Consider the following 26,830-nt stretch of genomic DNA (forward strand, 5'->3'; position numbering starts at 1 on the left):
GACGTAGGAAAACAGTTCGCCCGATCGTTCGTCCGTCCCGCGCATCCATCGGCCTCGTTCATCGCGTCCTGCCTCGATGAATCATCTCATGGCCCGATAGCCAAGCCCTTTTTCAGCGGCCTGTTAGTAAAAGGTGGGCTAATCAGGTTTTACGCTGGCGTGGCGCTGCGCTCCCCTTCAGGGCATGCTCTGGGCGCTCTTTGCGTGATTGATAGTCAGCCACACAGCGAATTTCCGAATTCGGATCGAGAGAGGCTTGTACAGCTTGCTCGGCTTGTATCCGATCGGTTGGAGTTGAGAAGGATGGAGGTGGCCGCCACCGCAAGCGCGGAAACGTTCCGAAACCGGTCGGCCATTTCGCCGAACGCAGTTATTTCCTGCGACGCTCGCAAAACCATCTTGAGCTGCAACGCCGTCGCTGAACAGCTGTTTGGACTTCGGCCAGAGGTCTTGGCTGGGCCATCCCTCCACGGGCTGATTGATCCACACGACCACGATAGGGTTGCGGATGTGATGCACGCAGCCCTGTCGCGACCTATAGGGCCGGCGGCGTCCCACGTCGTACGGATGCGGATGGCCGATGGTACGTGGACCAGCGTAATGCTCCACTGCACCTGTTGGAGCGAGGGCCAAGAGCCGCGGTTGGGCGTTGTCATCCAAAATATGGCAGGCGATCCCAACTCAGCGCCAAGACCGGACGCATCGGCGCATCTCGACACGGTAACAGGCCTGATCAAGCTTGAACGATTGTTTGATGCGCTGGGACCCATGTTGGATTCGGGGCAGGAAATTGGCTTCATCGCCATTGGACTGGCCGGACTATCTGACATTTCGAACACTCTCGGGCATGTTGCCAGCGACATGGTCCTCCGCGAAGTTAGTCGTCGTCTCCAGATTTTTGTGCCAGGTGCAGGCTTTTTGGCGAGGACCGGCGGGGAGGAATTCGGACTGGTGGTCGCCACCCGTGATCCGATTGCGCTTGCCAGCTATGGCCGTGATATCAATCTTTTGCTGGCTGAACCTAGCTGGGTTGATGGACATGAAATCCGCTTGGGTAGTTGTTGTGGCATCGCGACGGCGCCAGATCATGCCCGCAACCCGGACGATCTGGTCGGAAATGCAGAGTTGGCTCTCGAGCAGGCCCGTACAAGCGGATGGGGCGGAGTCTCGCTCTATGTGCCGCAGTTACGCGCGCAGGCTGTGGCCCGACGCCTAGCGCTGGCCGACTTGCATAGGGCCTTGGCCGAAAATCAGTTTGAAATCGACTATCAACCACAAGTCCGCCTGTCGGATCAATCGTTGATAGGGGCCGAAGCGCTGCTGCGATGGAGGCACCCATTGCGGGGCAGACTGAGTCCGGCAGACTTTTTGCCCTTGTTGGAGTCAAGTTCGCTTGCGGCTGACGTCGGCAATTGGGTCTTAGACCGTGCCTGCTCTCAGGTCGCTTTATGGCGTCGCACACGCCCGGACCTAGGGATCAGCATAAATCTATTCGCAGGCCAATTCCAATCAGGTAACCTTCCAAATATTGTTGCTCAAACAATGGCTCGTCATGGCCTGCCTGCCGACGCTGTCGAAATTGAAATAACGGAGAACATTGTTCTTGATCGCCAAGATGGGGTTTTACAGCAGATGCTAGAACTGCGAGCTTTGGGTGTGAGAATGTCTTTCGACGATTTCGGCACGGGCTTTGCGTCTCTCAACCTGCTCCGCAATTTCCCGATCAGTCATCTGAAAATCGACAAAAGCTTTGTTCAGACAGCTAGATCATCGATCAAAGATCAAACAATTATTATCAGCTTGATTGGCATGGGTCACAAGCTTGGCCTCAAGGTAACAGCAGAGGGTATAGAAAACGCCAAAATTGCGCAATGGCTGCTGAAGCAAAAATGCGATCAAGGGCAGGGATATTTTTTCGGGAAGCCATGCTCACCACGTGAGTTCGTGGATAAATATTTAAATGACGCAGAGGAGCGGCGAGAAGGAATTGTTAATAGCAAGATTAAATGCATAGGAATATAAGTAGAAATCAAATTTTAGATCGTTGTCACGTACCCAAATTTGGGGGCTTCATAATGGAGTAATATTTCAACTGCGCCAATACTGCTATAGACCTGTCGTGCTGCATATGCGCTTTGCTCAAGCACGGAGAAAAGTGGGCCTACAGGGTTGATCAATTCGTGATTTTTCCCTGCTCGCGCCGGCGTCGACGGATGAATTCGTGCGGATGTCGACTTCAAGGGCTCGACTGGCTTGATCGTCAAATTTCTAAGATTGCCCGCGCATTGGCCAGCGACGTCCGAACCACATGCGCTACAAGATCGTCGAAGATCCCTCTCCCCATCGCCTGCTGCACTGCGAAGATTGATTTCGTTGCAGGGATCAGATGTGCGCCTTTAGGTGGACCAGTAGGTGCATTAGCCCACACCAGACGCCAATCCCCATGGCCAAATTAGGGCGATGTTAACCATCCTGCATGAAAATCCCCCGGTGTCAGCAGGAGAGTAGCAATGCTCGCATTCGCAATATCGCTTCCTCGTCGCCACGCGATGCATCGAGGCAAGATCTACGATGGCTCGTGTGACGGAAGGGGTAAGCTGAGCTTGCAACCCGGGAACGCCAAATGTTAGTTAACGTGAGCACCGGACACGGCTGCAACAAAATTCAAAATCAAAATATATCGGATCGTGCATAATGGCTGGAAAAACGATCGCTCTCTCGGCGGGAGCGACAGAAGTCGATATCCAAAATGCGTTTAACCGCGCTGGAGATGGCGACACTATTCTTCTTCCCAAGAACTCCACGATTTCGATCGAGAACGGGCTCACGCTCAACGTCTCGAGCCGTTCACTTACACTCGATCTAAATGGCTCGACCCTGCAGCAAGCTGGTAATGCGACTGTGTTGTCAGTTGTCGGTGGCCACGCCGATGGCGCGAGTGCCAGGATTGGAGAGAACACAGCTGGTGCCGTGACTGTTACTTATGCGGGTGCGTCGCAGGTGTCGGTTGGTGACTGGGTCAAAATCTATTCCGACGACGTTCTGCCGAACGATCAAGGCGCTGCCACGCGCTTGGGCCAAGCGATGAAGGTAGTTTCGGTCAGCGGTAGTACGCTAACGCTTGCCGGAGATCTTGAGTACGCTGATCTCTACAAGACCAATATCAGAGCTTCAGTCTACGAAAGTGGAAAGGCTGTCGTTACCGATGGGACCATTCGTGGTGATCAAACCCATCCTACCTGGACGACCAACCTTCTCGACTTGCGCAGCACCGTCGACGCTAAGGTACATGACCTTGTCGTTCGCGACGGAAATTCAATGGGCATCAATTTTGTTGATAGTGTCAACGGCCTCGTTTCTCAATCGGCGGCGATCAATCTGACGGATGATGCCGCGAACGGGCACTATGGTTACGGCGTGCACTCAGCGAGCTCGGTTGGCACCACAGTCGATGGGTTTTACGCTGAACGGGTTCGCCACGCGACAGATGACAATGCAGTCGGCCTAAGCTCAACGCATGTCAATCCAGCAAAATACGGGGCCGACATTGGCATGAAGGTGTCCAATGTGGCGGCCGTTGAGACGACGGCGTTCGCGTTCTCATGGCACAGCGAAGGCCGCTTTGCTTCGATAACGGACAGCGTCGTCTTCGACAGTTTTGGTGTTCTGGGAGCGCGTGGTGTTGACAACACTATGGCGAACGTGTCCGGCTCCGGAAACGGTCGCGGGATTGTGTTTTTCGAGTACGGCGATGGTGATGGCAAGCGGATCTCTATTTCCAATATTTATTTAAAGGAAAACTACGGATACGCTTTCTATAAGCAGAATAATCCGACCGATAACTCGGTAGACAATAGTTATTTCGAGGTGTTGTCAAACAAGGTAACTATATCTCCAACTGATCCCAACACATCGATCACCGACACTACAATCAAGGTCGGTGCCTTTTCTACTGATGAGCTGTTGCAGGGAACGTGGGCGGCAGACCAAATCTTAGGCGGATTTGGGAACGATGTCATTAAAGGTAATGGCGGAAATGATTTTATCTGGGGCGGGCTTGGCGCTGACACGCTCTATGGTGGCTCTGGCGCAGATCGTTTCGCCTACCGTGACATCAATGAGTCGGGGGATACGATCAAGGATTTCGTGGTAGGATCAGGGGGCGACGTTCTGGACGTCTCTCAGATGTATTACCATTATGGTTGGTCGTCGCTTACCGGGCACGTGCGCTTCGTCCAGTCCGGGGCGAATGCCTTGTTTCAAGTTGACAAGGACGGCGGAGCCAACAGCTTTGTAACTATGGCTGTGATCGAGGGCGTGAATGCGGCCGACATCTCCGATGCAAACTTGTCCACTGACATCATGATTACCAACAACGGCACGAACGACCGACCGTTGATCGGGTCTGCCGACAATGGTTCGGCGACGCTTCCAGACGCTTTTTCTGATCTGAGCGATCTTGCTCTTCAAATTGGCAGCGCAATCTCGGACAAACTTTTGGGTACCGACGGCAATGATTTGCTGATCGGTACTGCCAGCGACGACACTATCACTGCTGGTAGCGGAAACGACGTCCTGGCGGGTGGTGCCGGAGCGGATATCCTCATGGGCGGAGCTGGTTCGGATACAGCGAGTTATGCTAATGCCACAGCTGCGGTGAAGGCAAGTCTCAGTAACCCATCTGGAAACACAGGCGATGCAGCCGGCGACGTTTACAAGCAGATTGAAAACCTGACCGGGACTGGCTTCGCCGATAAGTTAACCGGCAACGACAGCGTAAACGTCTTGAGCGGAGGCAATGGCAACGACGTCCTTTATGGATTGGGCGGAACCGACACGCTTATTGGCGGCGCCGGCAACGACCAGCTCTTCGGCGGCGCGCAAAACGACGTCCTTATTGGCGGTGACGGAAACGACTATCTTGTCGGTGATGCAGGCTATGACAAGCTGACCGGAGGCGCAGGCTCCGATAAGTTCGTTTTCGAAGGACCCAACGATGCGTCAGATCAGATAACTGATTTCCAACATGGAGTGGACAAGATTGTTCTTTCCGGAGCCGATTATGGAGTAACAACACTATCGGACTTCGATTTTGTTAGTGGATCTCGGCCTGTCGTTGCAAGCGCGTCGCCTACACTGCTTTACAATACCAGCACTGGCAGTCTTTGGTTTGACCCCGATGGTTTGGGTTGGCGAGGCGCGGTGCACGTGGCGGATTTGAGCAATCAAGCTGACCTCGCGCTGAGCGATTTCATCGTCATCTAATTTAGGTGCAGAGGTTTCGACCAAAGTGATATCCCGGGCGGCGGCCAATCGTTGCGCTGCCCGGGAGCTCGCTGCACTTCCGGGGGCGGTGACTACGAAGACGGCCCCGGCAATTTGGATGGCCTGAACAACATTGTGCGTCCATCGACGAACCGTCCGGCATGTGATCAAAGTGGAACAACGCTGACCTCACACTTGTTGAGAAAGGCGGTCTCGCTCTTGCCGTGGAAGTTTGGTTCAGAAGCGTTGCGAGATCGTCTGCGTGTCGAGGCTGGCGATGGTTGAGTGTGGCGGGATGAACCGGCGGAGTGGCTTGCGCGTTTTGTGGCGCTGTTGGGCGATCGGCGCAGGGCGCGCATGTGTCGGGCATATATCGAGGGGTTGATCGGCCCCGATGACCGCAAGAGCGTGCAGCCGATAGCGATCCCTTCGCCGCGGAGCGGCTATGATCAACTCTACCATTTCATCGCGGTGCCTTGTGGAAAGGCGCACCACTGGCACCGGAGCTTGGCCGACAAGCCGGCGCCTTGATGGGTCGTCGCAGTGCCTTGGCGGATCATCGACGACACGGCCTCGCCCCGGAAAGGGAAGTCGTCGGTCGGCGTGGCCCGTAGTATGCCTCGGTGCCGGGCAGGAAGCGCGCGTCTATCGCACCAAGCCCGAGATCGCCCTTGCCGAGATTGATTGCGTGCGCAGCGCGCTGGTGTCCGCTTTGGCGGCATGCTGGCCGACGCTGGCTACGGCCTGTCCGGCCCGTTCCGGCAGGCCCTCACCGAGCGCAGTCTGACCGGGGCGGTTGGCATCCCTTACAAGCAGAAGGTCTATCCGGCCGATGTTGCCATGATCTTCCCGATTTCTGGCCGCGGACACCTGCGCAAGAACCATGTGCCTGACATTGCTTCGCGTCCCGCCCAGGACGTGCTCGAAGGCGCCAAGTGGCAGACGGTGAGTTGGCGGCGCGACACCAAGGGCAAGCTGTCGCGCGCTTTGCTGTCCTGCGCGTGCGGGTGGCTGACGGCCCGCCGCAGCGGATTGGTGATCTTGGCCCGCAGCATCTTCCCGGCAAAGAGGTATGGCTGGTCGGCGAGTAGCGCGCCACCGGCACGCGCAAATGCCGCTTCAGCAATTTGCCCGCCAGCACGCCGCCCGGGAACCTGCCCGGCGCCATCGAGGCGCGCTGGGTCTGCGCGCCAGCCCATCAACAACTGAAGGAAGAGCTTCATTTTGATCACTTCGAGGGGCGATCATGGCAGGGACTTCACGACACGCCCTCATGAGCATGATCGCGTTCGGCTTGCTTTCCCTGGTACAAGTAGTCCAATCAGTCACCCCCTGAATACGAAACCCTTCTTGGAAGCGGGGTCATCTGGTGATGCTGGATGAAGGCGAAAGAGTTGAGCGGTCAGCCGCTCCGTCTATTCGCCCCCTTGTGGATCGCAGCAAGCAAGAGCGCGGCTGCCGCCGAACAATTTGATAGTCCAGACGTCTTTCTCGTCGGGTTCGAACTGGTTGCAGGAAGAGCTTTGTCCTGGGGATACGCTGGACTCAACAGCGGACGAAACGAAACGACCCGGTGCCCGTTGCGCGGGCTATGGAACAACCTTCTTCCTATGCCGAGTCTCGCAGGGTGTGTATCGTCACGACGATCGCTCTCGCTCTGAGGCGAGTTTCGACGCGTCCCATAATTGCCAACTTACGAAAGCGGTTAGGCGATACAGATTTCAGTCTCCAAGCGGCCGGTATTGCCTTCTTCGCGTTTCTGTCGATTGTCCCGTTGATTGGCAGCTTTGCCCTTGCCTATGGCTTGTTCGCGCAACCTCGTGTGCTCAAACAGCATCTCGAAGACATCAAGCGACTGTTTCCGCGCGAAACCGCTGAGATCCTGCAAGAGCCGATAAGACTGGCCTTGGAAAGCGCAGGGGCGAAGCAGGGCCTCGCACTTATCATGGGATTGATTGTCGCCATCTTTGCAGCAAGGGGCGCGGCTTCAGCGATCATCACTGCACTTAACAATGCTTACGATCGGGAAGAGACGCGTTCGTTTCTCAGACTGCAAGGGACAGCTCTGCTCCTTACCGCAGCTATCATCGTCACGCTCGTAACGACCTTTTCCATTGCCTCTTTCATAACATCGATTGGAACAAGATTTCTTCCCGCCTCGCCGGTAACCGACTTCCTCTTGACTATCATGTCCGTCGGTTTGCTTACCGCAATCAGTGCTGCTGTGGTCGCTAGCATGTTTCGCTGGGTGCCGGACCATACTGAGGCACGTTGGAAATGGATTACGCCGGGAAGCGTGATGACCGCGGTTGCCTGGTTTCTCTTGTCGTCGAGTTTCAGCTGGTACGCCGACCATTTCGGCAAGTTTGGCACCGTTTACGGTTCGCTCGGGGCGATCGTAGCTCTGCTCACTTGGCTCTATTTTTCAGCTATGGCCTTGTTCGCCGGCGCCTGCCTTAACAGGTCGCTTGAGGCAGTGGCAATTCCCGAGATTGGCTTACCTTCTGATCGAGACGCGGCAGGCTCTGGATCCGACTTGCAGCAATAAATGGTCACTCGATCATTGCTGGCCGAGTGACTACAGCTGATGGCGAAGTGAAGAGATCACGAGTGCGTCAGCGCAACAACGTCGACGCTCATCTTACGCCGTACGCATCGGGTATTCCTTGCATACCGCACCCCAAATAGTAAATAACGTAGTCTGTTTGATTTCGGTACGACCATTGACAACTGTTGTCTGTTCGCACTCGGTCCCCCGGAGGGACGTGTAGGAACTGAGTAAGCGGTTTGCTTAGGCCACCGCGGTTCACGTGGTGAGTTCGCCCCCAGTTGTCGCGGGATAACCGCGGGCCAGCTTGGTCAGAGAGTCGGTGAGCCACATGTTCGGGTTGATGCCCAAGATCTGGCAGCTCTTGATCACCGTGGCGATGACGGCCCTGTCGCCGCCGTGATCATCTGAGCCGGAGAAGAGAGCGTTCTTGCAGTGGAGGGCCAGCGGCCGGATCGACGGCGCGGCGGTGTCGGAATGCGGTGCGCGCGGCCGTCGTCAAGGAAATGACGGCAGTTTGGCCCAACGCGTAGCGTATATTAAATGACATTGGCGAGCTTTCTGTGGCGCTGACCAAACAGACCGTGCCTCGAGGACGATGTGTAGATCAACGGCGATGGCTGCGGGTCCGTTTGGCACGCACGGGATGGCGCTGCTCCGCCAAGATGCCGTCAACTTCCTCCTCGATCGCGTAGGTCATGGCGATCTCTCGAAGCACCTCATTAGCGTCCGGCAAACTATCGGGCCGCTCGCAAAATTTACGCCGCACGTGCGGTCAGCAGGAGGCCAGCCTCAGCTGCTGTCGACGCCTGTCCGGCGCGGCATCGCAGACAAAGCCATCGACCGGCAGGATGCCAGCGAAGTCACAGAGATGGACCAGCTCGCTCACCCTTGCGATCGGCGGCATAGACAAAGGCGACATCGGCGGATCTTCCCCACCCTACGGACGATTGTGGCAGGCCGTCTGCCCCCACCACCGATGTTATCCACGACATTGTCGAGAGGCGAGCATAGCCACCGCGGCGCATCGTGTCGTCACTTCCCAAATGATCCTGCTTGAACGTTAATGAGATTTATGGTCGCAGGCATTTAGCCGCATGTCCTGCTCAAAGGCGGCTAATGTTTGCACCGCCAAGCTTTAGGATACTGCGAATGCCCATTTTCCCCAGTTAGCAACGCTTGCGATTTGTAGCGACGTGCCGACGAATGAGGGCAGCAAGGAGGCGTAGATTTGCGGAGGTGCAAGGCAAAAACTATTAGCGCATAATTTTCAAAAAGTGGCTCTCATTTGAATTGATCTTAACAGTAATAAGTATAGTATGATGCAAAAGTGAGACCAGTTCATTCTTGTTGCTTGGTGTTTCATGAAGTGTCGTGGCATCTCTTTCTGATGTCCTCAAGGTTTTTCGCTAATCGTAGATGAGCGTTTGGCCTATTCATCTCTTGCCCGAGAACGGAGATCGCCGCATTTGCTCGATGGATGAATGGAGAGATTCGGATGAGCCCTGAAGAGATCAAGGCAATAAGGCGGCGCGCGGGTTTGAGTTCTGGCGCGCTCGCTGAAACGCTAGGGCTAGCCTCTAGGAACGGCCGGCATATCCGGATGCTTGAGCGCGGCGAGCGGTCGCCGTCGGGCCCGATCGTTCGTCTATTGGAAATGCTTGACCGTGGCGAGTTGCCTTCTCGGTACATCGCTGCATCCAAGAGGCGTGGACGACCTCCAAAAGCGTCGCAATAGCCTGCCAATCGTGAGCATGTACCCGATTAGCTGACAGTGCCATCGGAGAGGCGAACTCGAAACGGCGAATGAGTCACTCGCGCTCGGGGCAGTTTATTGGGTCGATGATTTTCAACCATCCCGCCATATTGAGACCGGATTACCGCCTCGACGCAGGTCTGAAGCAGTCCAAAATTGCCGTGGTCATCACCTTTCCGCCAGCCGCCCATCCCAAGCGTCCAGAAATCGCCGGCTTTCCTAATTTCTGCGCCGGTTTGCGCTATAGCCTGGTCTTGCTTTGTTCCGCTGTTTCCGTGTACGTCCGTAACCATGAGGGGCACTTTTAGGGGCAACGATCGGCAAAATTGTGGAACAAATGCTCGGCGCACTGACGGTTCGGCAGGCGAAGGCAATGGAGAAGGTTACAAGCTTTCTGTTTGCGAGGACCTGTACCTGTTTGTCGCGAAGTCAGGTCGGCGGAGCTGGCGCCTGAGGTTATCGGTTTGCGGGCAAGAAACGGAGGCTAGGTGTTCAGTCCTGGCATTTGGCGGATCGGATTGACGATGAGGCGTTCTCGCTCTGACGTCCAGATTTTTGCGATGTATTCGTAGGGCGTGAGCCCGCTGAGCGTCTTGAGCCGGTGGGCAAAGTTGTAGGCGGCCATGAAGTCGGCGAGGTGCGCTCTTAGCTGGTCATGGCTCTGGTAATGAAAGCCTTCGACGGTCGCCTCCTTGATCATCCGGTTCATGCGTTCGACCTGCCCGTAGGTCCAAGGATGGTTCGGTTTGGTGAGCCGGTGCTCGATGTTGTTTGCCTCGCAGATCATGTCGAAGCGCATCTGACGTGACCAGGCGGTGTTGCGGTTACGAGGCTGATCGGCGAACTGGATGCCGTTGTCCGTCAGGATCGTGTGGATGCGATAAGGTACGGCCTTCAGCAGGTGTTCGAGGATCTCCCACACTGTGCGCCTGTCGGCCTTGTCGACCAGCTGGGTGAGCGCGAACGTGCTGGTACGGTCAATGTCGACGAACAGGTAGAGCTTGCCTTCGGCGCGGTCTGCACCTCGGCAATATCGATGTGGAAGAAGCCGATGGGATAGCTTTTGAAGCCTTGCCGCTTCGTTTGTCGCCTTCGATGTCGAGTAGACGGGAGATTCCGTGCCGCTGGAGGCAACGATGCAGCGCTGGCCACGTCATACCGACCTGCATTGATCAGGACCCACGCGTCCATTTGCGGCGGCCGATGGACATGATGCGCCATGGCTGATCGATAAGTTTGTTCCAAGCCTCGCAGCAGTGGTCGATGATGTTGTCGTAGGATGTGAAGACCCGGTTCGACAGCCAGTTGTCGCGCATGAACTGCCAGACGTTTTCGACCGGGTTGAGCTCGGGGCACTTGGCGGGCACCTTGAGCTTGCCGGTCGTGTGCCATCCGGCCTGATCCATCAGGACGACGGCATGGGCACCCGGCGCGACGGCGAGGGATATTTCGGCGAGGTGCAGGGCCATGGTTTCGGTGTTGCAGAAGGGCAGGACGAGCCCGGCACCCTTGCCAAGTTCCGGGCAGATCGCGCCGAAGATGTAGGCCGATTTCGTCCGCTGGTCCTTCGGCGCCGAGGGCCGTGTTCCGCGCCTCGCCCAACGCCGCGTGATCTTGTTCTTCTGCCCGACGCGGGCTTCGTCTTGGAACCAGATTTCTACGGGCGTTCCCCTCGGGAGGCTTGCTCGGACCTTTGCCAGCTCGGCAGCGAAGCCCCCTTTTTGAAAGCCTCCATCGCATGCTCGTTCTGGGCATGATGGCGGGGACGAGCGGTCAGCTTCACGTAGCCCAGCTTCTTCAACTCGCGGCTGATGTTGGTCTCGTCGAGCGAGACGGCAAATTCGTCATGGAGCCACTGGGCCAGGTCGATCAGCCGCCAGCGCACCACCCCGTGGATCGCCGGGATCGGGCCACTTTCGACAACATCGACCAGCGCCTGCCGCTGCACATCGTTCAACCGCGACCGTGGGCCAGGCGCCTTCCCATCCAGAAGTCCATCGGGACCACGGGCATTGAACCGGATAACCCAGTCCCGCACGATCTGAAGCCCGACGCCGCCAATCCGGGCCGCCGCGCTCCGGTTGCCGCCGTCGTAAATCTCGGCCAAAGCCAACAGCCGACGCGCCTGGTTCACGCTTTTCGTCGTTCTGGACAATCGCCGCAGGGCAGCCCCGTCGAAATCCTCCCGCAAGCCGATCGCTGTACCCATGGTGCCGCACTCCAATGCCAGAGCGCCATAGATTCAGATTTTCGCCGCCTTGGGAATCCCCCGTGAGTCAGACACCGCGCAGGTTGGTATCAGGTGCGGCAGCGAGGGCTGCAAGGCATAGAGGCAGACATCCAGCGGCAGCAGCATGTACCGCCGGAACGCCACAACAACTGCCTCATCCGACTGCGAGCCCAAGTCGGTTTATTGCGGCCGAAACCAGCGATGTGCTTATGGCGGCTGCAGGGCAGATTGTCTGTTTGCCGAGCGCGTTTCCGATTGATCGCACTGGCGAGTGAGCCGTGCCAAGGCGAGGTAGGATGGGAGAGGTTGGTGTCTCGCGCGAGCAGGGGTGCTGTCAAAGCTGACCAGGGCTTGGAAAAACCTGACGGGCTTAGCAGAGACGGTCAACGACCATTGTCGTGGCAGGTGGTAAGTCCTCGACTATCAGCACCGCTTTACTCTTGGCGTGCAACATAGCGCAATCTGGCGCATTCCCGCTTGCGACAACATGACCAGTTCCCCTGTACACCGCACCCTTCGTGGCGCACCACCGGTTAACTCGCCACGAGCGATTTTGTCATTCAGGGTGCAAGATGGGTCATCTCAGGTAACTTCGCCATGATCGAGGCGGACGAAAAGTTCAGTTTCGGTGGTTAGGCGGCCTGCACACATTCCACAGCGCCACCGCTGGAGGCAAAAGCGGCCAGCTCCAACAGGTGCGGTGACGCAATAGCGGGTCTATTGCGGGTCAAGCCGGCGATGCGGTGGCGTTTCTTGATTTATCCCCTTGCGGGATTAGCATGGTGAAAGGCCCCGGTGGCATCGCTCAGCCTTGATGAAAACCCACCCCACCTGCGGTCTCGCTCCTTGCGGGGGGGCGTCACCAAGGCACCCGTGGATTTTTATACGCCGCCAGGGTGCCAGTCACCTATGTGGCTAAAATTCGAGCGAAAGTTTTGGTTATCCGAGGCCTATGCAGAAGGTTTAGCGCTGAGATTGGCATGCTTTGATCCCGAATTATGCACGCCTAGTCGCCCCCATTGCTGAATTGCGGGAACCTTTCTAGAAGCGCCCCTTCAGCCTTGTTTGGCGCACATGGTTGCGGAACCTGCTCACCATGATGCTGGCGAACGACGATCGCATAAATATCGATACCACATAAGAGCGATTGCGAAGTCATCACCGCTTGTTCGTTCGGCCATGGCCGTGAATTCAAGCGAGCATATGCCTCTTCCTGACCTTCGCTGATCGGTTGCAAATGGCCCCAAGTCGCACACGGTCAAAAGGTTATATACCATTGACTTCAAGCGACTGTCGCTGACTGAGAAAATGCCTTGTGAAGGCGTTGATGCGAGAGGGCCCTTGCTGTCATAGGCCAACGCAGCGGTAGCGACTAAGCGGTTTTGCGAAGTCCCGGCCCTCAAATGGTTAACGCTTGTCAGGCAGACAAAAGTTAACCATACCGAAGGGACGGGAAACAGGGGTTTACAGCCCAATCACATGCGCAACTACGATGGTCGCACCTGTGTGGCCACGAAAGAGGATGGCGACTTCTGTCCGCAGGATGATCACATCATGCGCCGGACGGAGGTTGCCGCCAGAAGAATGGGACTTCAGACGTGGCTATCAGTGAATCCGCATCGCCAACCACCACCTTCACCGCGAACGTCGACGGTCAGTTACTCAAGGGAACTTCGGGTAACGATGCGCTCATCTCGTTCGGCAAGCCAGGTAGCGGAACCGGAACCCTGGTGGGAGGCCTGGGAGACGACACGTACACTGTCTACTCGACCAAAATCCGTGTCCTCGAAGATGCCGGAGAAGGAATTGATAGCGTCCGTGCTTACTGGACCTACTCTCTTCCGGCGAACGTCGAAAATTTGATGCTAGTCGGAAAGGGGCCAAACAGTGCCTTTGGCAATGCTCTGGACAACATCATTGTAGGCAATGCTGCGAAAAATGTGATCGATGGGGGAGATGGGAACGACTCCTTGACTGGTGGTGGCGGTAACGATGTCTTTTTTGTAAAAGGGAATGATATAATTGCCGACTTCACCGCCGGTGATAAAGTTAACCTGATCAACTTTACATCATTTAAAAGCTTTGCGCAGGTGAAAGCCGCGATATCGCAGGTTGGTTCTGACGCAGTCCTTAAGCTCGGGCCCAGCGACAGCGTAACATTTAAGAATACCGCAGCTTCCTCGCTCACGAGCACGTCCTTTGTCTTGGCTAACCAAGTTCAAAGTTACAAAAATGTGTTTTCGGATGAGTTTGACTCTTTCAAACTTAACCTTGGAACCGGTAGTACTGAGACGTGGTATCCGCTTTTTCCTCGGACTGGTCTTGCCGGGCATACCACTGTCGATCATGGGTCTGTCCAGTATTTCACCTATCCGGAAGATACAGGAACCTACGGTCAACCAATTGGCGTGAATCCTTTTTCGCTTGATAAGGGCGTGCTCACTATCACGATGGATCGGGTAAAGCCCGGTGACGAGGGCAAGTTCTACGGTTACAGCTACACATCGGGTAACATCGACAGTATTGGCAGTTTCCACCAGACATATGGCTACTTCGAGGCAAGGCTGAAACTTGCCGCGGGTCAAGGGCTGCACGACGCATTCTGGCTGCTCCCGATGGATGGCACTTGGCCACCCGAACTGGACATCGTCGAGCAGCGTGGGGCAGATCCCACGCGGGTTATCAACGGTGTCCATTCCAGCGAAAACACAAGTGCGGGCACGTTTAGCGTTCCTACCGCGACAACGGAATTCCACACGTACGGACTCGACTGGGAGCCAGATTATCTGACATGGTATATCGACGGAGTGGCTGTTCGCACTGTCCCCACACCAGCGGGTCTCGACAAACCAATGTACATGTTGCTCAACCTTGGTGGTGGCAGCGATTGGGCAGGCGATCCTGATAGTACAACGCCGTTTCCTGCCAGAATGCAGATCGACTACGTCAGGGTTTATGCTAGTGAAAACACTGTTGAAAAGGGGCAGCCATTTGACAAAGTCGGCACACCTGATGCCGATGTAATGTATGGCACCACCCTCAATGATCGCCTTGATGGCGGTCTGGGCGATGATAAGCTGTTTGGTGGGGCGGGCAATGACACCCTTATTGGTGACGGGAGCGACCTGTTAGACGGTGGATTTGGTGACGACACCTACATTGTCAGCAGCCCCGACGTCGTGATCAGCGAGGGGGGAGACAAGGGCAATGATCTGGTGGAGACATCTCTCTCCAGCTACACGCTTGGGCTAAACCTTGAGAATTTGACCTTCACGGGCAGCGGCGCGTTTAGCGGGGCCGGCAATGGTGAAGACAATATCATTATTGGTGGCAACGGTGGTGACACGCTGTCCGGCGGTGCAGGGGCCGATGTTCTTAAAGGTGGAGCTGGCGAGGACATCCTCAATGGAGGCGATGGCAACGACATAGCTTACGGCTTCGCGGGCGACGATGTTCTGCGAGGAAATGACGGAAACGATCAGCTTTTCGGAGGTGATGGGGCAGATCTCATCAAAGGTGACGCTGGCGATGATACGCTTGACGGCGGAAACGGCGATGACAACCTTCAGGGCAATGACGGCAACGATACGTTGATCGGAGGTGTTGGCAACGACAAGCTTGATGGCGGGGTCGGTGCAGATATCATGCGTGGCGGAGGAGGCGACGATACTTATATTGTTGACAACGCCAAAGATAGCGTCGTTGAAAATGCTGGCCAGGGTCTTGATACGGTCAGGGTTCAGCTCAGCTCCTATGCTCTGTCTGCAAACGTCGAAAACCTCACTTATACCGGCGTGGGGAATTTTTCGGGCACTGGTAACGCACTTGCCAATAAGATCATCGCTGGGGCCGGCAACGATACCCTCAACGGTGGTGATGGGGCAGACATTCTCAGCGGCGGGTCTGGCAATGACGACTTTATCTTTGTCGCAGGAGAAGCCGAAGGCGACAAGGTAACTGACTTTGCGGGCGTCAATGACGGCGGTGCGGACAAGCTAATTTTCAAGGGCTATGGCGCCGGAACGATCAAGCAGGTCGGAACCAGCGATTTTTATGTGATTACCGCGGATGCTGCACACGGCAGTATGAGCGAGACCATTCAGCTTGCCGGCGAGCGCGCCCTGGCAGCCGGAGATTACGTTTTTGCTAAAGATGGTGGTGTCACGGGAAATTCGGCGCCCACGAAAATTGCGGTAAGCGAATTGGCGATAGATGAAAATGCTGCGCCTGGAGATATCGTTGGCACACTGAGCGCAATCGATCCAGATGCCGGCGATAAGATAACGTTCAAACTGCTTGACAGTGGTGGCGGAGCGTTCGCCATCAAGGGCAACGATATCGTTCTTGCCGGCTCGCTCGACTATGAGGCGCGTGCGAGCTATCCTATCAAGGTTCAAGCAACCGACAGCGCGGGCAATGCCCTGGTTGCGACGTTCACTGTCACGGTCAACGATGTTATCATAGGTGACACCTTCCAAGGTACTTCTGGCGCAGATGACTTCCAGTACAACCCCGGTTGGACCTTTGATCGCATCGACGGTCTAGGCGGGGACGACACCCTTAGTGTGCCTGCAGGCAGCGGGCAAACGACCATCGAAGCTGAGAATGGCGACGTGTGGATCGTCATTGCAGCTCACGAAGGATCCAATGGATCTGGCACCGCGTATCCTGAGGTTGCGTTTAAAGCTGCAAACATTGAAAACATTACTGTCAGCGGCAGCAATGTCACGGTGGGCGCAGGTCTTTCCACCACCACTCTCACATCGGGAGAGCTCGTCCTCACGGGTACCGATGGTAGCGATACGCTGAACGGTACCAAGTCGGACATTTCCCTCACATTGCAAGGCGGAGCCGGAAATGACACACTTCGAGGGGGCGCAGCTGACGACGCACTCTTCGGCGGCGCCGGTCACGATAAGCTATATGGCAATGGCGGAAGCGACACGCTCGTCGGTGGAACGGGTAACGACACTTATTTTGTCGACAGTCAGTTCGATAAGATTGTCGAGCAAATTGGCGAAGGCACTGACCGCGTAGTGACAAAGTTCTCTTATACACTTGGTGATAATCTAGAGAACCTCACCTTGGCTGGTTCCGCCGATATTTACGGTACCGGCAATGGGCTGGAAAACACTATCATAGGCAACAAGGGAGACAATGTTCTCAATGGTGCTGGTGGAGCCGATCGCCTGGTGGGTGGAAGTGGTAATGACACCTTCGTGTTCCAAATAGGGGAAGGCGATGGTGACGTGGTTCAGGATTTTTCGGGCGCCGGTATATCCGGAGGAGATTTGCTAAAGTTCGTAGGATATGGGGCGGGCGCTTATCTAACTCAGGTGGAAGACTCGGACTATTATGAAATTCACCTGGCCTCAGGCGTAACTGCTGATACTATTCAGATTGCTGGTGCCCATAATATTGGTTTGGGGGATTACTTGTTCGCTTAGAGTTGAGGTGCAGCCGAACGTCTTGTGCGGGGAGCATTAGTAGATTCAACGTTTATCGTAGAGGAGATGCTGGTCGTAGATGAACCGGTCCTACTGAACGAGGCGCAGATGCACCGGCTTTAACCATTGCTCGGCTGCCGTGCATTTTACGGGTGGGACGCCGGCAGATCTTGGGCATCTCTTTAGGCCTCCAGCATGACCTTATGTGAGGGATGCTGCCGAGGGGGACGTCCCCACAAGACAATCTACGATCGGCTCGTGCGTTGAAGCCGGCTCGGGTGTTCGACCCCATCTTCGCTGAACTGGTCCGCGCTACTGACGGGCCGGAACGGATCAAAATCGGTGCAACGCACAGTCTGCTGAGACCTCTGCAGCCAGGATGTGTTCGGCGAACCGCTTAGATTTTCCATCAGGGCTGCTCTTTCGATGAGAAAACACGGGGCGCGGAAATCTGTCGTCTGCGGCAGGGGCGGTTATCGGGCGGTTGCTCCAGTCTGAGGGGGGCGCAGAGCCCGTCCAGCGAACTATGGCTGGTGCTTGCACAATGGCATGCTTTATGCGCCGTGGGCCCCTTGTCGTTGGCCATCCGCCCTTTTTGCAAACGCAATTCTTGCATCACAGTGAGCGCCGATTGATCTTGGCTAAAACAGCGTTAGGAGCGTCAACATTGCCAAAGAGATGCCGCGCGCAAATGCGGGTTACAGAAACAGAACCGTCGTCAAGCGGGATGGGCTCAAAACGCTCTGCTTGAGCCACCCACTCCCTCTCCGATCAGACTTGAAAACGATCGGGGTTGCGGAACACTTCGCCAGCTCTTGAACAGCTTCGACTGTTTGTTCATAATCCAATTTTTACTAAGTCAACTCCATGACACCCCGGCTCGTCGGCTGGCTCTGGAACCTGATTGTTCCTGTGTCACGCTTTCAATCTGTTAAGTCGCCGTTGAACATCGGTGTGCCAAGGATTGCTATTGCTGCAGTGCACCTATAAACCTCTGCGGCCCATACGTGAAGGGATTTCCATGAAGGTTGCTGTCCTCGGGTTAGGATATGTCGGATGCACTGCAGTGGCCTGCATCGCGTCGCAGGGCCATACAGTCGTAGGGGTCGACGTCAGTGAGTCCAAGGTCGCCTTGGTCAACGACGGTGTGTCACCGATCAAGGAACCGGGGATCGATGAGATGCTCGCCAAAGCGAAAGCATCCAACCTCCTGTCTGCTAGCACGAACGTCGAGGCTGCTTTAACGGACTGCGATCTTGCAATCGTATGCGTTGGAACGCCATCGGGCGTCGACGGTTCGCACAACATGAGCTACATTGTGCAGGTGACCCGACAGATTGCGGCATCTGTATCGCAAGGGCGTACGAGACCACTCTCGGTCGCCTATCGCTCCACAATGCGGCCCGGCACTATGGATCAGATGATCGCCCCGATTTTCAGTTCGGTCTTGGGCAGCCAGGCTGCTGAGCAGGTCGAACTGGTTTATAATCCAGAATTTTTGCGCGAAGCTACGGCAGTTCACGACTACTTCCATCCTCCGAAGATCGTCGTTGGCACAAAGGACGGCAAACCTAATGCCGCAATGGAGGCTCTGCACCATGGGATAGAAGCGCCAGTATTCGTTGTGCCATTTCGCGAAGCCGAGATTACAAAGTTTGTTGACAATAGCTGGCATGCTGTGAAGGTCGCATTTGCTAACGAGGTTGGTCGCGTCTGTCAGTCACTTGGGATCAGCGCCTCGACTGTGCACGAGATCTTTGTGTCGGATACCAAGCTGAATATTTCAGCTTATTACATGCGGCCAGGAGGGGCTTTTGGCGGCTCTTGTCTTCCAAAGGACGTCAGGGCGCTGCAATATATTTCTGCCGATCTTGGGGCGAATACGCCGCTTGTTGACTCGCTTCTCCGCTCTAACGAAGCGCATAAGCATTATCAGTTTATGCGTATTGCTGAAGACCTGGCTCCCGGTTCTCGGGTACTATTGGTGGGTCTTGCATTCAAGGCCGAGACAGACGACTTGCGCGAAAGCCCGGCTGTGGACCTTGCGCGCAAAATTCTTGACAGCGGTCACAGGCTGGAAATTTACGATCCTAGCCTGACGCCTGAAAAGCTAGTTGGTCAAAACCTCGGATATGCGTATGCCTATCTTCCAACGATTGACAGTCTTTTGGTCGACAAGGCCCGCGCAGACGCAGGCGGGTATGATCTAATCATCGCCACAAATAAGCTGATAAATTCACTCCAGGTCGATCCGAGCAAGACGGTGGACGTGAGTGCGATTCCCTAAGGAAACGATATGCTGGCGATGAATCCGCCCGTTGCGCCTGACGAGCTTTGCGTCGATGCTTTCCCGACGTACATTGACGGCCAGCCGCTTGCTGGCCAAAAAGTGCTTATTATCGTGGAAAACCTTCCATTACCGTTCGATCGGCGAGTGTGGCAGGAGGCGCGCACCCTAGTAGCTGCCGGTGCTCAAGTATCGATCATCTGCCCGACGGGAAAGGGTTACGAAGCCCGCTATGAGTTTCTCGAAGGGGTACACATTTACCGCCATCCCCTTCAGATCGAAGCCAATTCTGCTTTGGGATACCTTGGAGAATATGGTCTCGCCCTGTTCTGGGAAACCATCCTTGCGTGGAAGATCTTTTTCACACGAGGATTCCGCGTCATCCATGGATGCAATCCGCCGGACTTAATTTTCCTTGTCGCTCTCCAATTCCGCTTGTTCGGCGTAAAGTTCCTCTTTGACCATCATGACATCAACCCAGAGTTGTACGAAGCTAAATTCAATCGTCGCGGCTTTTTCTGGAAGCTGATGGTATTTTTTGAAAAGCTTACATTCAAAGCTGCCACTGTCAGTATCGCGACAAACCACAGTTATCGTCAGATTGCCATGTCGCGAGGTGGGATGAAACCCGACGACGTTTTTGTGGTTCGATCGGGTCCTGACCTTTCCAAGTTGCGTACTGTGCCACCAGAGCCGAAATGGCGAAATGGTCGAAAGTTTCTTGTTGGCTACGTTGGAGTGATGGGCGAGCAAGAGGGCATTGATCTTTTGATCGACGCGGTTGCTCATCTTGTCTTCGACCAGAAGCGACACGATATACAATTTTGTCTCGTCGGGGGCGGTCCGAGCTTGGATGGGTTACGCCAACAAGTCGCGCGCCGAGGATTGTCGGATTTTGTTCAATTCACTGGCCGCGCGCCTGACGACGTGCTGTTCGAAGTGCTGTCAACGATGGACATTGGCGTCAATCCCGATCGGGTCAACGCCATGAACGACAAATCGACCATGAACAAAATCATGGAATACATGGCTTTGGGAAAGCCAATGGTCCAGTTTGATGTGACTGAGGGGAGATTTAGTGCGCAGGATGCGTCACTTTACGCCAAGCCCAATGATCCCGTCGACCTTGCGGAAAAAATTGCAGGATTGTTAGGTGATCCGGAGCGACGCGCAATGATGGGTGCGTTTGGCCGCCAACGTGTTGAAAACGAACTGAGCTGGAGTCATCAGGTTAAGCCGCTCATTGCCGCGTACCAGCGTGTCTTCCACCGCTGAGGTCCCTAGGGTCTCGCAGTCGGGTGCAATCTTTTCGCATTGGGATGCCATATTGACCCTCGCTATCGGGCCCATCGGATGGCAAATAGTCAACGCCAGTTGCGAGGCTTTTGACGACCGAACCGTAATGATGGCCGCGGTAAATCGTTCGAGGCACTTGATCGCGATGGCCGGATTGAGAAGGTGATGGGATGAGCTCTGGCTCGGAAAACTTAGGATCACAAGGTAGGACGAAAGTCTACTCGTCCGGCGAGAAAATCAGGCGTTTCGCGTGGCTTCCCCGCCGGTTGTCGAACGGAACGTGGATCTGGCTTAAGAGCTACTATATCCGTTATCCTTATGTGCTCGATCCAGATCGCCGGCACCGCAGATAACAGCGCTTAGCATATGTGATGCGATTAAGGCTGTGGCAACTATCCAAAAGCTACCTGTCGCACGCTTCGGGCGTTGCAAGAGCGACTGTGACGGATTTCTGGGGTCAGCACCGGCATTGTTGCATGCGGAAACCTGAGCTATAAGTGCATCCAGTTGTATGAAGAGGTCCGTGTGAAAAAGATCATTTCGTCGCTTTTGGGCGCTTTTCTCCTGACCTTCATGCCTAATTTGTCATGGGCCCAGGAACCTGCGCCCGCCGGGGCAGGGGCTCAAGTTGCAGACGGCAGCTACAAGCTTGGACCCGCCGATAAGGTTCGCATCATCGTGTTTAACGAGGAAACGCTCTCGGGCGAATTCAGTGTCAATGACAGTGGTTCGCTTTCGCTGCCCCTGATAGGGGAGGTACCAGCTGTAGGGCGTGTGGCGAGTGAAGTTGTCAAGGACATCGAGGCGCGGCTCGCTGACGGCTATCTTCGTGAGCCACATGTGAGCCTAGATGTCCTTACCTATCGGCCGTTTTACATCCTCGGGGAGGTCACGAAGCCGGGCACGTATCCCTATTCCAATGGCCTCACAGCGATGAACGCTGTTGCGACTGCGGAGGGGTACACCTATCGCGCGAACAAGCGCAAGGTTATGATCAAGCGCGCTGGCGAATCGGAAGAGCATGTCTATCCGCTAACGCCGGACCTCAAGATATATCCAGGCGACACCGTTCGAGTGGTTGAACGCTACTTTTGAGATTTAGGAGCTAAATTGAGGCGCCCGATGCCAAAGAAGGTGGGCTGTTCTCATGAGGTCAGCTGACCACACAACGGGTTGAAAAAACGGCGAGCGCAAGGGTATTGGCGGGAATGCCAGACAAAATTTGACGGCAAGAACATGGGGGTAAGTTCGTTGTTTTTAGGCAAGAATGTGGTCGTTGCGACCAGCGCCCTGCTTCTATTTGTCCCAGTTGGAGCCAGCGCTCAGCAGATCAACGAGCCGCTGCTCGAAACCGCTTTGCCGCCGATTTATGACCGTGGCCGCAACGTCAGTGTTATTGATCGTCAGCGCCCCGAATACCAGGCCGTGGGCCTGCATGTGGGCGGGTTTACCGCATACCCTTCGCTGCAGGTTTCCCTCGGCAATACCGACAACGTGCTTTTAACGCAGGCCGACAAGCTAAATGATGGCTTCGTCAATATCCGTCCGCGGGCTGTCCTGCAATCCAGCTGGTCGATCAATTCGGTTCGCATTGATGCCGGAGCAAACCTGGTCAGATATTTCGGCAATCCTGTCCGGAATGAGAACGGATGGTACACCGCTGCAACCGGACGGTATGATGCAACCCCAGATCTATCATTGACGCTTAGCGGGCGCACTGCGCGTCAATATGAGTCGCGCTTTTCTGGCATTGCAGTTACTGATGCGCGCGGTGCATCGGCATATCAGACCACAAATCTGCGCGCCCTCGCAAAGTACGAATTTGCGCGAAGCCGTATCATGGCTGCCGCCAATTTCAATAGGCTAACCTATAGCGACGTTCTTCTCTTTGACGGTTCGACGCTCAACCAACGTAATCGTGACCGCGATGTTTCTATCGGCGTGCTGCACTACGAATACGGCCTTACGCCGGATACATCGGTGTTTACTGAAGTCTCATACTCACGAACGAAATATGACATAGAGTTGAAGCCAAACGTTGCCAATCGGGACTCCAATGAGTGGAAGGCCGTAGCTGGCCTAAGCTTTGACCTAGCGGCTCCGTTTAGAGGCAGTTTAGCGATCGGCTATGTCGATCGTAAATTCGACTCAGTTGTTTATCGCCGGCTTCGGGGTCTTTCGGCAGCCGCTCGAGTGGAATACTTCCCAACACAATTGACGACGGTCACGCTAAATCTGCGGCGAGAAGTCGAGGATGCAAATGTCGTCGGCTCGAGTGGCTATTTTGCAAACTCCTTGTCCTTGCGCATCGATCACGAGCTTCTTCGCAGTTTGATCCTTTCTGCCGGAGGTGAATATCAAATCGATGATTATATCGATTTGCCAGGAACGCTGCGCATTTTCAGGGTTCAAGGCTCGGCGAAATACATGCTCACCAATTGGATGGGCCTCAACGCGGAGGCTCGTTACTCGAAGAGAAACAGCAGTGTGCCACTGATCGGTGCCGACATTGCCGAACGACGCGCCATGATCGGCGTGATCTTGCAGCGCTAAAATATACAGGAGCGATCAATGGTGGCCACCACAGCTTCTGAGACTGCTCAGTCTCTTTCGCTATCACCCGAACAAGACGGGCTTGGTGCGGGTCTTAAGGAAATCTGGAATTCTCTGCGCCGTCACTGGTTGACGCTTGTGGGAATAGTTTTTGTGGTGATGGCCCTCGCCATTGCCGCGGTCATGCTGATCTCGCCAAAGTACGACGCGACGTTGAGACTACGGGTCGAGCCGTCGCAGAATATGTTGGTAGGACAGCCGACGACGGGGTCCAATCTCCCTGACCAGTCCATTGTCGAAACCGAAGCAAGCGTGATGAAATCGCATGAACTTGCTGAGGCAGTGGTGCGAAAATTCAACCTCGCTAACGACGATGAATTGACCAAGCACGTTGATCCACTACCTGCAAATCCAACCAAGGCGGACCTTGAGCAGCGCATTTTTGAAGTAGCGGAGGAAGTCAGTTCGCGCGTCACCGTGAATCGCGAGAAAGCGACCTATGTCGTCGACCTCAGCTTTCGTTCGAATGATCCTGTTAAAGCTGCCAAGATAGCCAACGCTCTTGCTGCTGCCTATATCGACCAGAGCGTCAGTCGTCGTACAGGAACTGCCTCGCAACAATCCACGATGATTCAGAAGCGGCTTGATGAGCTGGCCGCGGTGGCACAACAAGCCGACGAGCGCCTAGCGCAATATCGTGCGGCAAACGGAATTGTCAGCGACGGAGCGCTATCGGTCACTGATCAGCAGATCACGCCTCTGGCAGGCCAGGTCGCAACGGCTGAGTCGGAGGCTGCAGCATTGCGGGCAAAGCTGTCTGTGGCGCAATCGCAAATCGCATCAGGTGGCCTTACCGCAGTATCGGCCGTGCTCGGGTCGCCCGTCATTTCGAATCTGCGCTCTCAGCGCGCCGTACTGATGACGCAGTATGGCGAAATCAACACGCGCTATGGGCCGCGCCATCCAGAGTCGATCAAGATAAAGCAGCAACTAGACTCGATCGATCAGCAGATACACGAAGAAGCAAATCGCGTAATCGGCAGCCTCAAGAGCGAAGCAACTGCTGCCTCAGCCCGCGCCGCTAGCCTGCGCAGCGATCTACAAAATTTGCGAGGAACGCAGGCTTCTGAGACGAGAGCTTCAGTGGCCGCCCTGAGCTATCAACGTGCCGCCGATGCCGCTCACCAGGCTTATAACCAGGCCGCCGAACTGGCTCAGCGGACCAATCAAATTGCCCAGTCCCCGCTGTCTCAAGCTCAGATCATCGAAGCAGCTACAGTGCCGCTTGAGCCTTCATCACCGAACAAGCCACTCATTCTTGCCGGTGGTCTGGTGCTGGGGCTCCTGGCTGGTGCCGGTGCAATCGCGTTGCAAGAGCTTCTTTCCTCCGGACTTCGAAGCCGGAAGGACCTCGAACTCGTTGGACTCCCGCTCCTGGCATCTATCCCGCTGAGCCGTCGTCCCAACGCCAAGGGCCGTTCGCCTGCGGATTTTGTAGTGGATGCACCTTTCACCGCTTATGCTGAGGCATTCCGGTCGATCCGCAACACCCTCACAATAAGCAGCGGAAAGCCGTTCAAAGTTATTGCGCTGGTTTCCTCTCTGCCGGGTGAAGGCAAGACGACAACGGCGCTGTCTCTGGCGCGTATGATGGCAATGTCTGGTGACAAGACTCTCATCATAGACGCTGACGCGCGCCGCGCCGGACTACTAAGCCTGATCCCAGGTGAGCCCGCGACCGGACTGGTAGAGGTCTTGGGTGACGGGGTGCCATGGACCAGTGCGATCCAGAAGGACGTGGTAGACAATTTGGACGTTCTGCCGGTTTCAGGATCTGCCTTTGTCCATAGCGATGTCTTTAGCAAAGACCGGCTCGCACAATTGGTTGCGCAAGTCGCAGGCGCTTACGACCGGATCATTTTCGACACTCCTCCCGTTCTTGGGGTAGCCGATGCCCGTGCGATCGCTGCTGTTACCGATGCTGTACTGATGGTCGTTCGTTGGGACAAGACGCCTCGCAACGCGGTGCGCAATACTCTGGATATATTATTGCAGGATGGCGCGCCGTTGGTTGGCGGGATTTACACAATGGTCGACCCCCGCTCTGAGGCAGCTGGCGGTGCGTACTACTCTTCTCAATATTCGGCTTATTATCAAACAGCTTAGCAAATTGATTGGCGAGGACCCGCCTCAAACGGGGCGGGCCCTCGGTTTTATGCAGGTGGTGCAAAACCATTCTAGCGATATGCACAGGTCCGCATAGAGTACCAAAAGCGTCGGCGCGGTTGCTCGTCACTATGACCTCTTCTCCTTTAAGGTTGCCGATTCCGGATTGAACTCTTAGTATCAGATCCCGCCGCTGCGACCTACGTGGTGGGTAGCCATCCGGCGGATCCCGCCTTGTTGATGAGGTGAGCGACCGGTCTTAAGCGTGCTCTTGAGAGTGCGCTAGGAGCGGTCGATGGGTCAGATTACGGTGTTTTCCGGTCCCGAGCGGCGTCGACGCTGGAACGATGATGAACGGCTGCAGATCCTGACCGAGGCCTTCCCGCCCGGTGCCTGCGTTGCCGAGGTCGCGCGGCGGCACGATGTGTCGACGGCGCCGGTCTATACCTGGCGGCGTAAACTTCGCGAGGCTCATGCCGAACCGGCGCCGGATGATTTGGCTGCTCCGGGTTTCGCCGCAGCCGTGATAGTCGAGGACGCGGAAGCCGCTCATCTCGGTTCGCGGCCGTGTTCCGGGCGAAGCGTAGTGACCGGATTAAGATGTTCTGGAGGGATGGTACCGGGCTGTGCCTGACGGCCAAGAAGCTGGGGTAGGGCGGCCTTGCAATGGCACCGGTTCGGTCACCGGTCGGAGCAGCTCTGTGGACCGGCGTGCAAAAGGGACCCCGTTAGCGGGGTGATCGGCGTCTAAAAGGGACCCCTCATTCCGATGGTGTAGCGGGCCGCCTGGTATTTCAGGTGGCGAGATCGGGATGTTGGTGGTGGAGACAGTCGTTCGGATCCGGCGCGAGCACGCGAACGGGAAGGCGATCAAGGCGATTGCGCGGGACCTGCGGCTGTCGCGCAAGGTGGTGCGCAAGGCGATCCGGGCACCGGAAGGCGCGTTCGATTACCACCGCACGGTCCAACCGTTGCCCCGGCTTGGGCCGTTCCAGGAACGCCTCGATACGCTGCTGACGGAGAACGAGGCCCGGCATCGGCGTGACCGGCTGCGCATGACGCGGATCCATGATCTGCTGTGCCGGGAGGGGTTCGAGGGATCCTACGATGCGGTCCGGCGCTACGCCCGGCGCTGGGCGGAAGCCCGGCGCAAGGATGCTGTCAACGCCGACCGAAGATTCCCCAGAAGTGCCGATATAAAATTCCCCAGTCTGGGATTTCGGTGATCAGCCGTAGCGGTGATCGATGAGGCGCTCCTTTGGGGGCCTTCCGCGCCGGCGTG

The 26,830-nt window shown here is 55.8% G+C and carries 11 protein-coding genes and 5 pseudogenes; 14 read left to right on the forward strand and 2 right to left on the reverse strand.

What is annotated here, in order from left to right; translation table 11 throughout:
• Nucleotides 1–303: 303 nt before the first annotated feature.
• From HHL27_RS23000 to HHL27_RS21395, 5 genes and pseudogenes are all read left to right on the forward strand, one after another.
• Nucleotides 304–642: pseudogene (locus HHL27_RS23000) on the forward strand (PAS domain-containing protein); the annotation flags it as partial.
• Nucleotides 643–2,022, forward strand: a complete 1,380-nt coding sequence (locus HHL27_RS21375) for a putative bifunctional diguanylate cyclase/phosphodiesterase (protein WP_240960207.1) — start codon at nt 643–645, stop codon at nt 2,020–2,022.
• Between the two features lie 672 nt (nt 2,023–2,694).
• Nucleotides 2,695–5,265 carry a calcium-binding protein gene (locus HHL27_RS21380; protein WP_169495408.1) on the forward strand — a complete coding sequence of 857 codons (2,571 nt, stop codon included), beginning with the start codon at nt 2,695–2,697 and terminating at the stop codon, nt 5,263–5,265.
• 285 nt (nt 5,266–5,550) lie between these two features.
• Nucleotides 5,551–6,565, forward strand: a pseudogene (locus HHL27_RS22610) (IS701 family transposase); the annotation flags it as partial.
• A gap of 291 nt (nt 6,566–6,856) precedes the next feature.
• Nucleotides 6,857–7,813, forward strand: a complete 957-nt coding sequence (locus tag HHL27_RS21395; RefSeq protein ID WP_169495411.1) for a YihY/virulence factor BrkB family protein — start codon at nt 6,857–6,859, stop codon at nt 7,811–7,813.
• 2,240 nt (nt 7,814–10,053) lie between these two features.
• Here HHL27_RS21395 and HHL27_RS21400 read toward each other — a convergent pair.
• Nucleotides 10,054–10,726: pseudogene (locus tag HHL27_RS21400) on the reverse strand (DDE-type integrase/transposase/recombinase); the annotation flags it as partial.
• Between the two features lie 15 nt (nt 10,727–10,741).
• Nucleotides 10,742–11,778 (reverse strand): IS630 family transposase gene (locus tag HHL27_RS21405; RefSeq protein ID WP_169495417.1). Its coding sequence is split into 2 segments (ribosomal slippage): nt 10,742–11,284 and nt 11,287–11,778, totalling 1,035 coding nucleotides; the frame shifts between segments, so codons are not numbered across the junction.
• Between the two features lie 1,619 nt (nt 11,779–13,397).
• On the opposite strand from HHL27_RS21405, the gene HHL27_RS21415 reads away from it, so the two are divergent.
• The 9 genes and pseudogenes from HHL27_RS21415 to HHL27_RS21450 form a co-directional block, all read left to right on the forward strand.
• Complete coding sequence (locus tag HHL27_RS21415) at nt 13,398–17,246, forward strand: family 16 glycosylhydrolase (protein WP_169495412.1); 3,849 nt, start codon at nt 13,398–13,400, stop codon at nt 17,244–17,246.
• A gap of 1,021 nt (nt 17,247–18,267) precedes the next feature.
• A complete protein-coding gene (locus tag HHL27_RS21420) occupies nt 18,268–19,533 on the forward strand; it encodes a nucleotide sugar dehydrogenase (protein ID WP_169495413.1) in 1,266 nt (421 codons plus the stop codon).
• 9 nt (nt 19,534–19,542) lie between these two features.
• A complete protein-coding gene (locus HHL27_RS21425) occupies nt 19,543–20,808 on the forward strand; it encodes a glycosyltransferase family 4 protein (protein ID WP_240960209.1) in 1,266 nt (421 codons plus the stop codon).
• Nucleotides 20,809–21,354: 546 nt separating this feature from the next.
• Nucleotides 21,355–21,924 carry a polysaccharide biosynthesis/export family protein gene (locus tag HHL27_RS21430; protein WP_338114982.1) on the forward strand — a complete coding sequence of 190 codons (570 nt, stop codon included), beginning with the start codon at nt 21,355–21,357 and terminating at the stop codon, nt 21,922–21,924.
• A gap of 141 nt (nt 21,925–22,065) precedes the next feature.
• Complete coding sequence (locus HHL27_RS21435) at nt 22,066–23,382, forward strand: outer membrane beta-barrel protein (RefSeq protein ID WP_169495414.1); 1,317 nt, start codon at nt 22,066–22,068, stop codon at nt 23,380–23,382.
• Nucleotides 23,383–23,400: 18 nt separating this feature from the next.
• Entirely contained in the window at nt 23,401–25,548 is a 2,148-nt protein-coding gene (locus tag HHL27_RS21440; protein WP_169495415.1) for a GumC family protein, read from the forward strand.
• Between the two features lie 295 nt (nt 25,549–25,843).
• Nucleotides 25,844–25,981, forward strand: a pseudogene (locus tag HHL27_RS23010) (transposase); the annotation flags it as partial.
• Nucleotides 25,982–26,148: 167 nt separating this feature from the next.
• Nucleotides 26,149–26,202 carry a hypothetical protein gene (locus HHL27_RS23015; RefSeq protein ID WP_420874092.1) on the forward strand — a complete coding sequence of 18 codons (54 nt, stop codon included), beginning with the start codon at nt 26,149–26,151 and terminating at the stop codon, nt 26,200–26,202.
• A 158-nt stretch (nt 26,203–26,360) separates the two neighbouring features.
• A pseudogene (locus tag HHL27_RS21450) lies at nt 26,361–26,729 on the forward strand (IS21 family transposase); the annotation flags it as partial.
• Between the last annotated feature and the right edge of the window lie 101 nt (nt 26,730–26,830).

Source organism: Novosphingobium olei, assembly GCF_012927405.1.
Lineage (GTDB): Bacteria > Pseudomonadota > Alphaproteobacteria > Sphingomonadales > Sphingomonadaceae > Novosphingobium > Novosphingobium olei.

Excerpts from the sequence above, each read along its gene's own strand:
- HHL27_RS21440 (WP_169495415.1), top strand. The coding sequence starts at position 23,401 with ATGGTGGCCACCACAGCTTCTGAGACTGCTCAGTCTCTTTCGCTATCA.
- HHL27_RS21380 (WP_169495408.1), top strand. The coding sequence starts at position 2,695 with ATGGCTGGAAAAACGATCGCTCTCTCGGCGGGAGCGACAGAAGTCGAT.
- HHL27_RS21395 (WP_169495411.1), top strand. The coding sequence starts at position 6,857 with ATGGAACAACCTTCTTCCTATGCCGAGTCTCGCAGGGTGTGTATCGTC.
- HHL27_RS21435 (WP_169495414.1), top strand. The coding sequence starts at position 22,066 with ATGGGGGTAAGTTCGTTGTTTTTAGGCAAGAATGTGGTCGTTGCGACC.
- HHL27_RS21425 (WP_240960209.1), top strand. The coding sequence starts at position 19,543 with ATGCTGGCGATGAATCCGCCCGTTGCGCCTGACGAGCTTTGCGTCGAT.
- HHL27_RS21420 (WP_169495413.1), top strand. The coding sequence starts at position 18,268 with ATGAAGGTTGCTGTCCTCGGGTTAGGATATGTCGGATGCACTGCAGTG.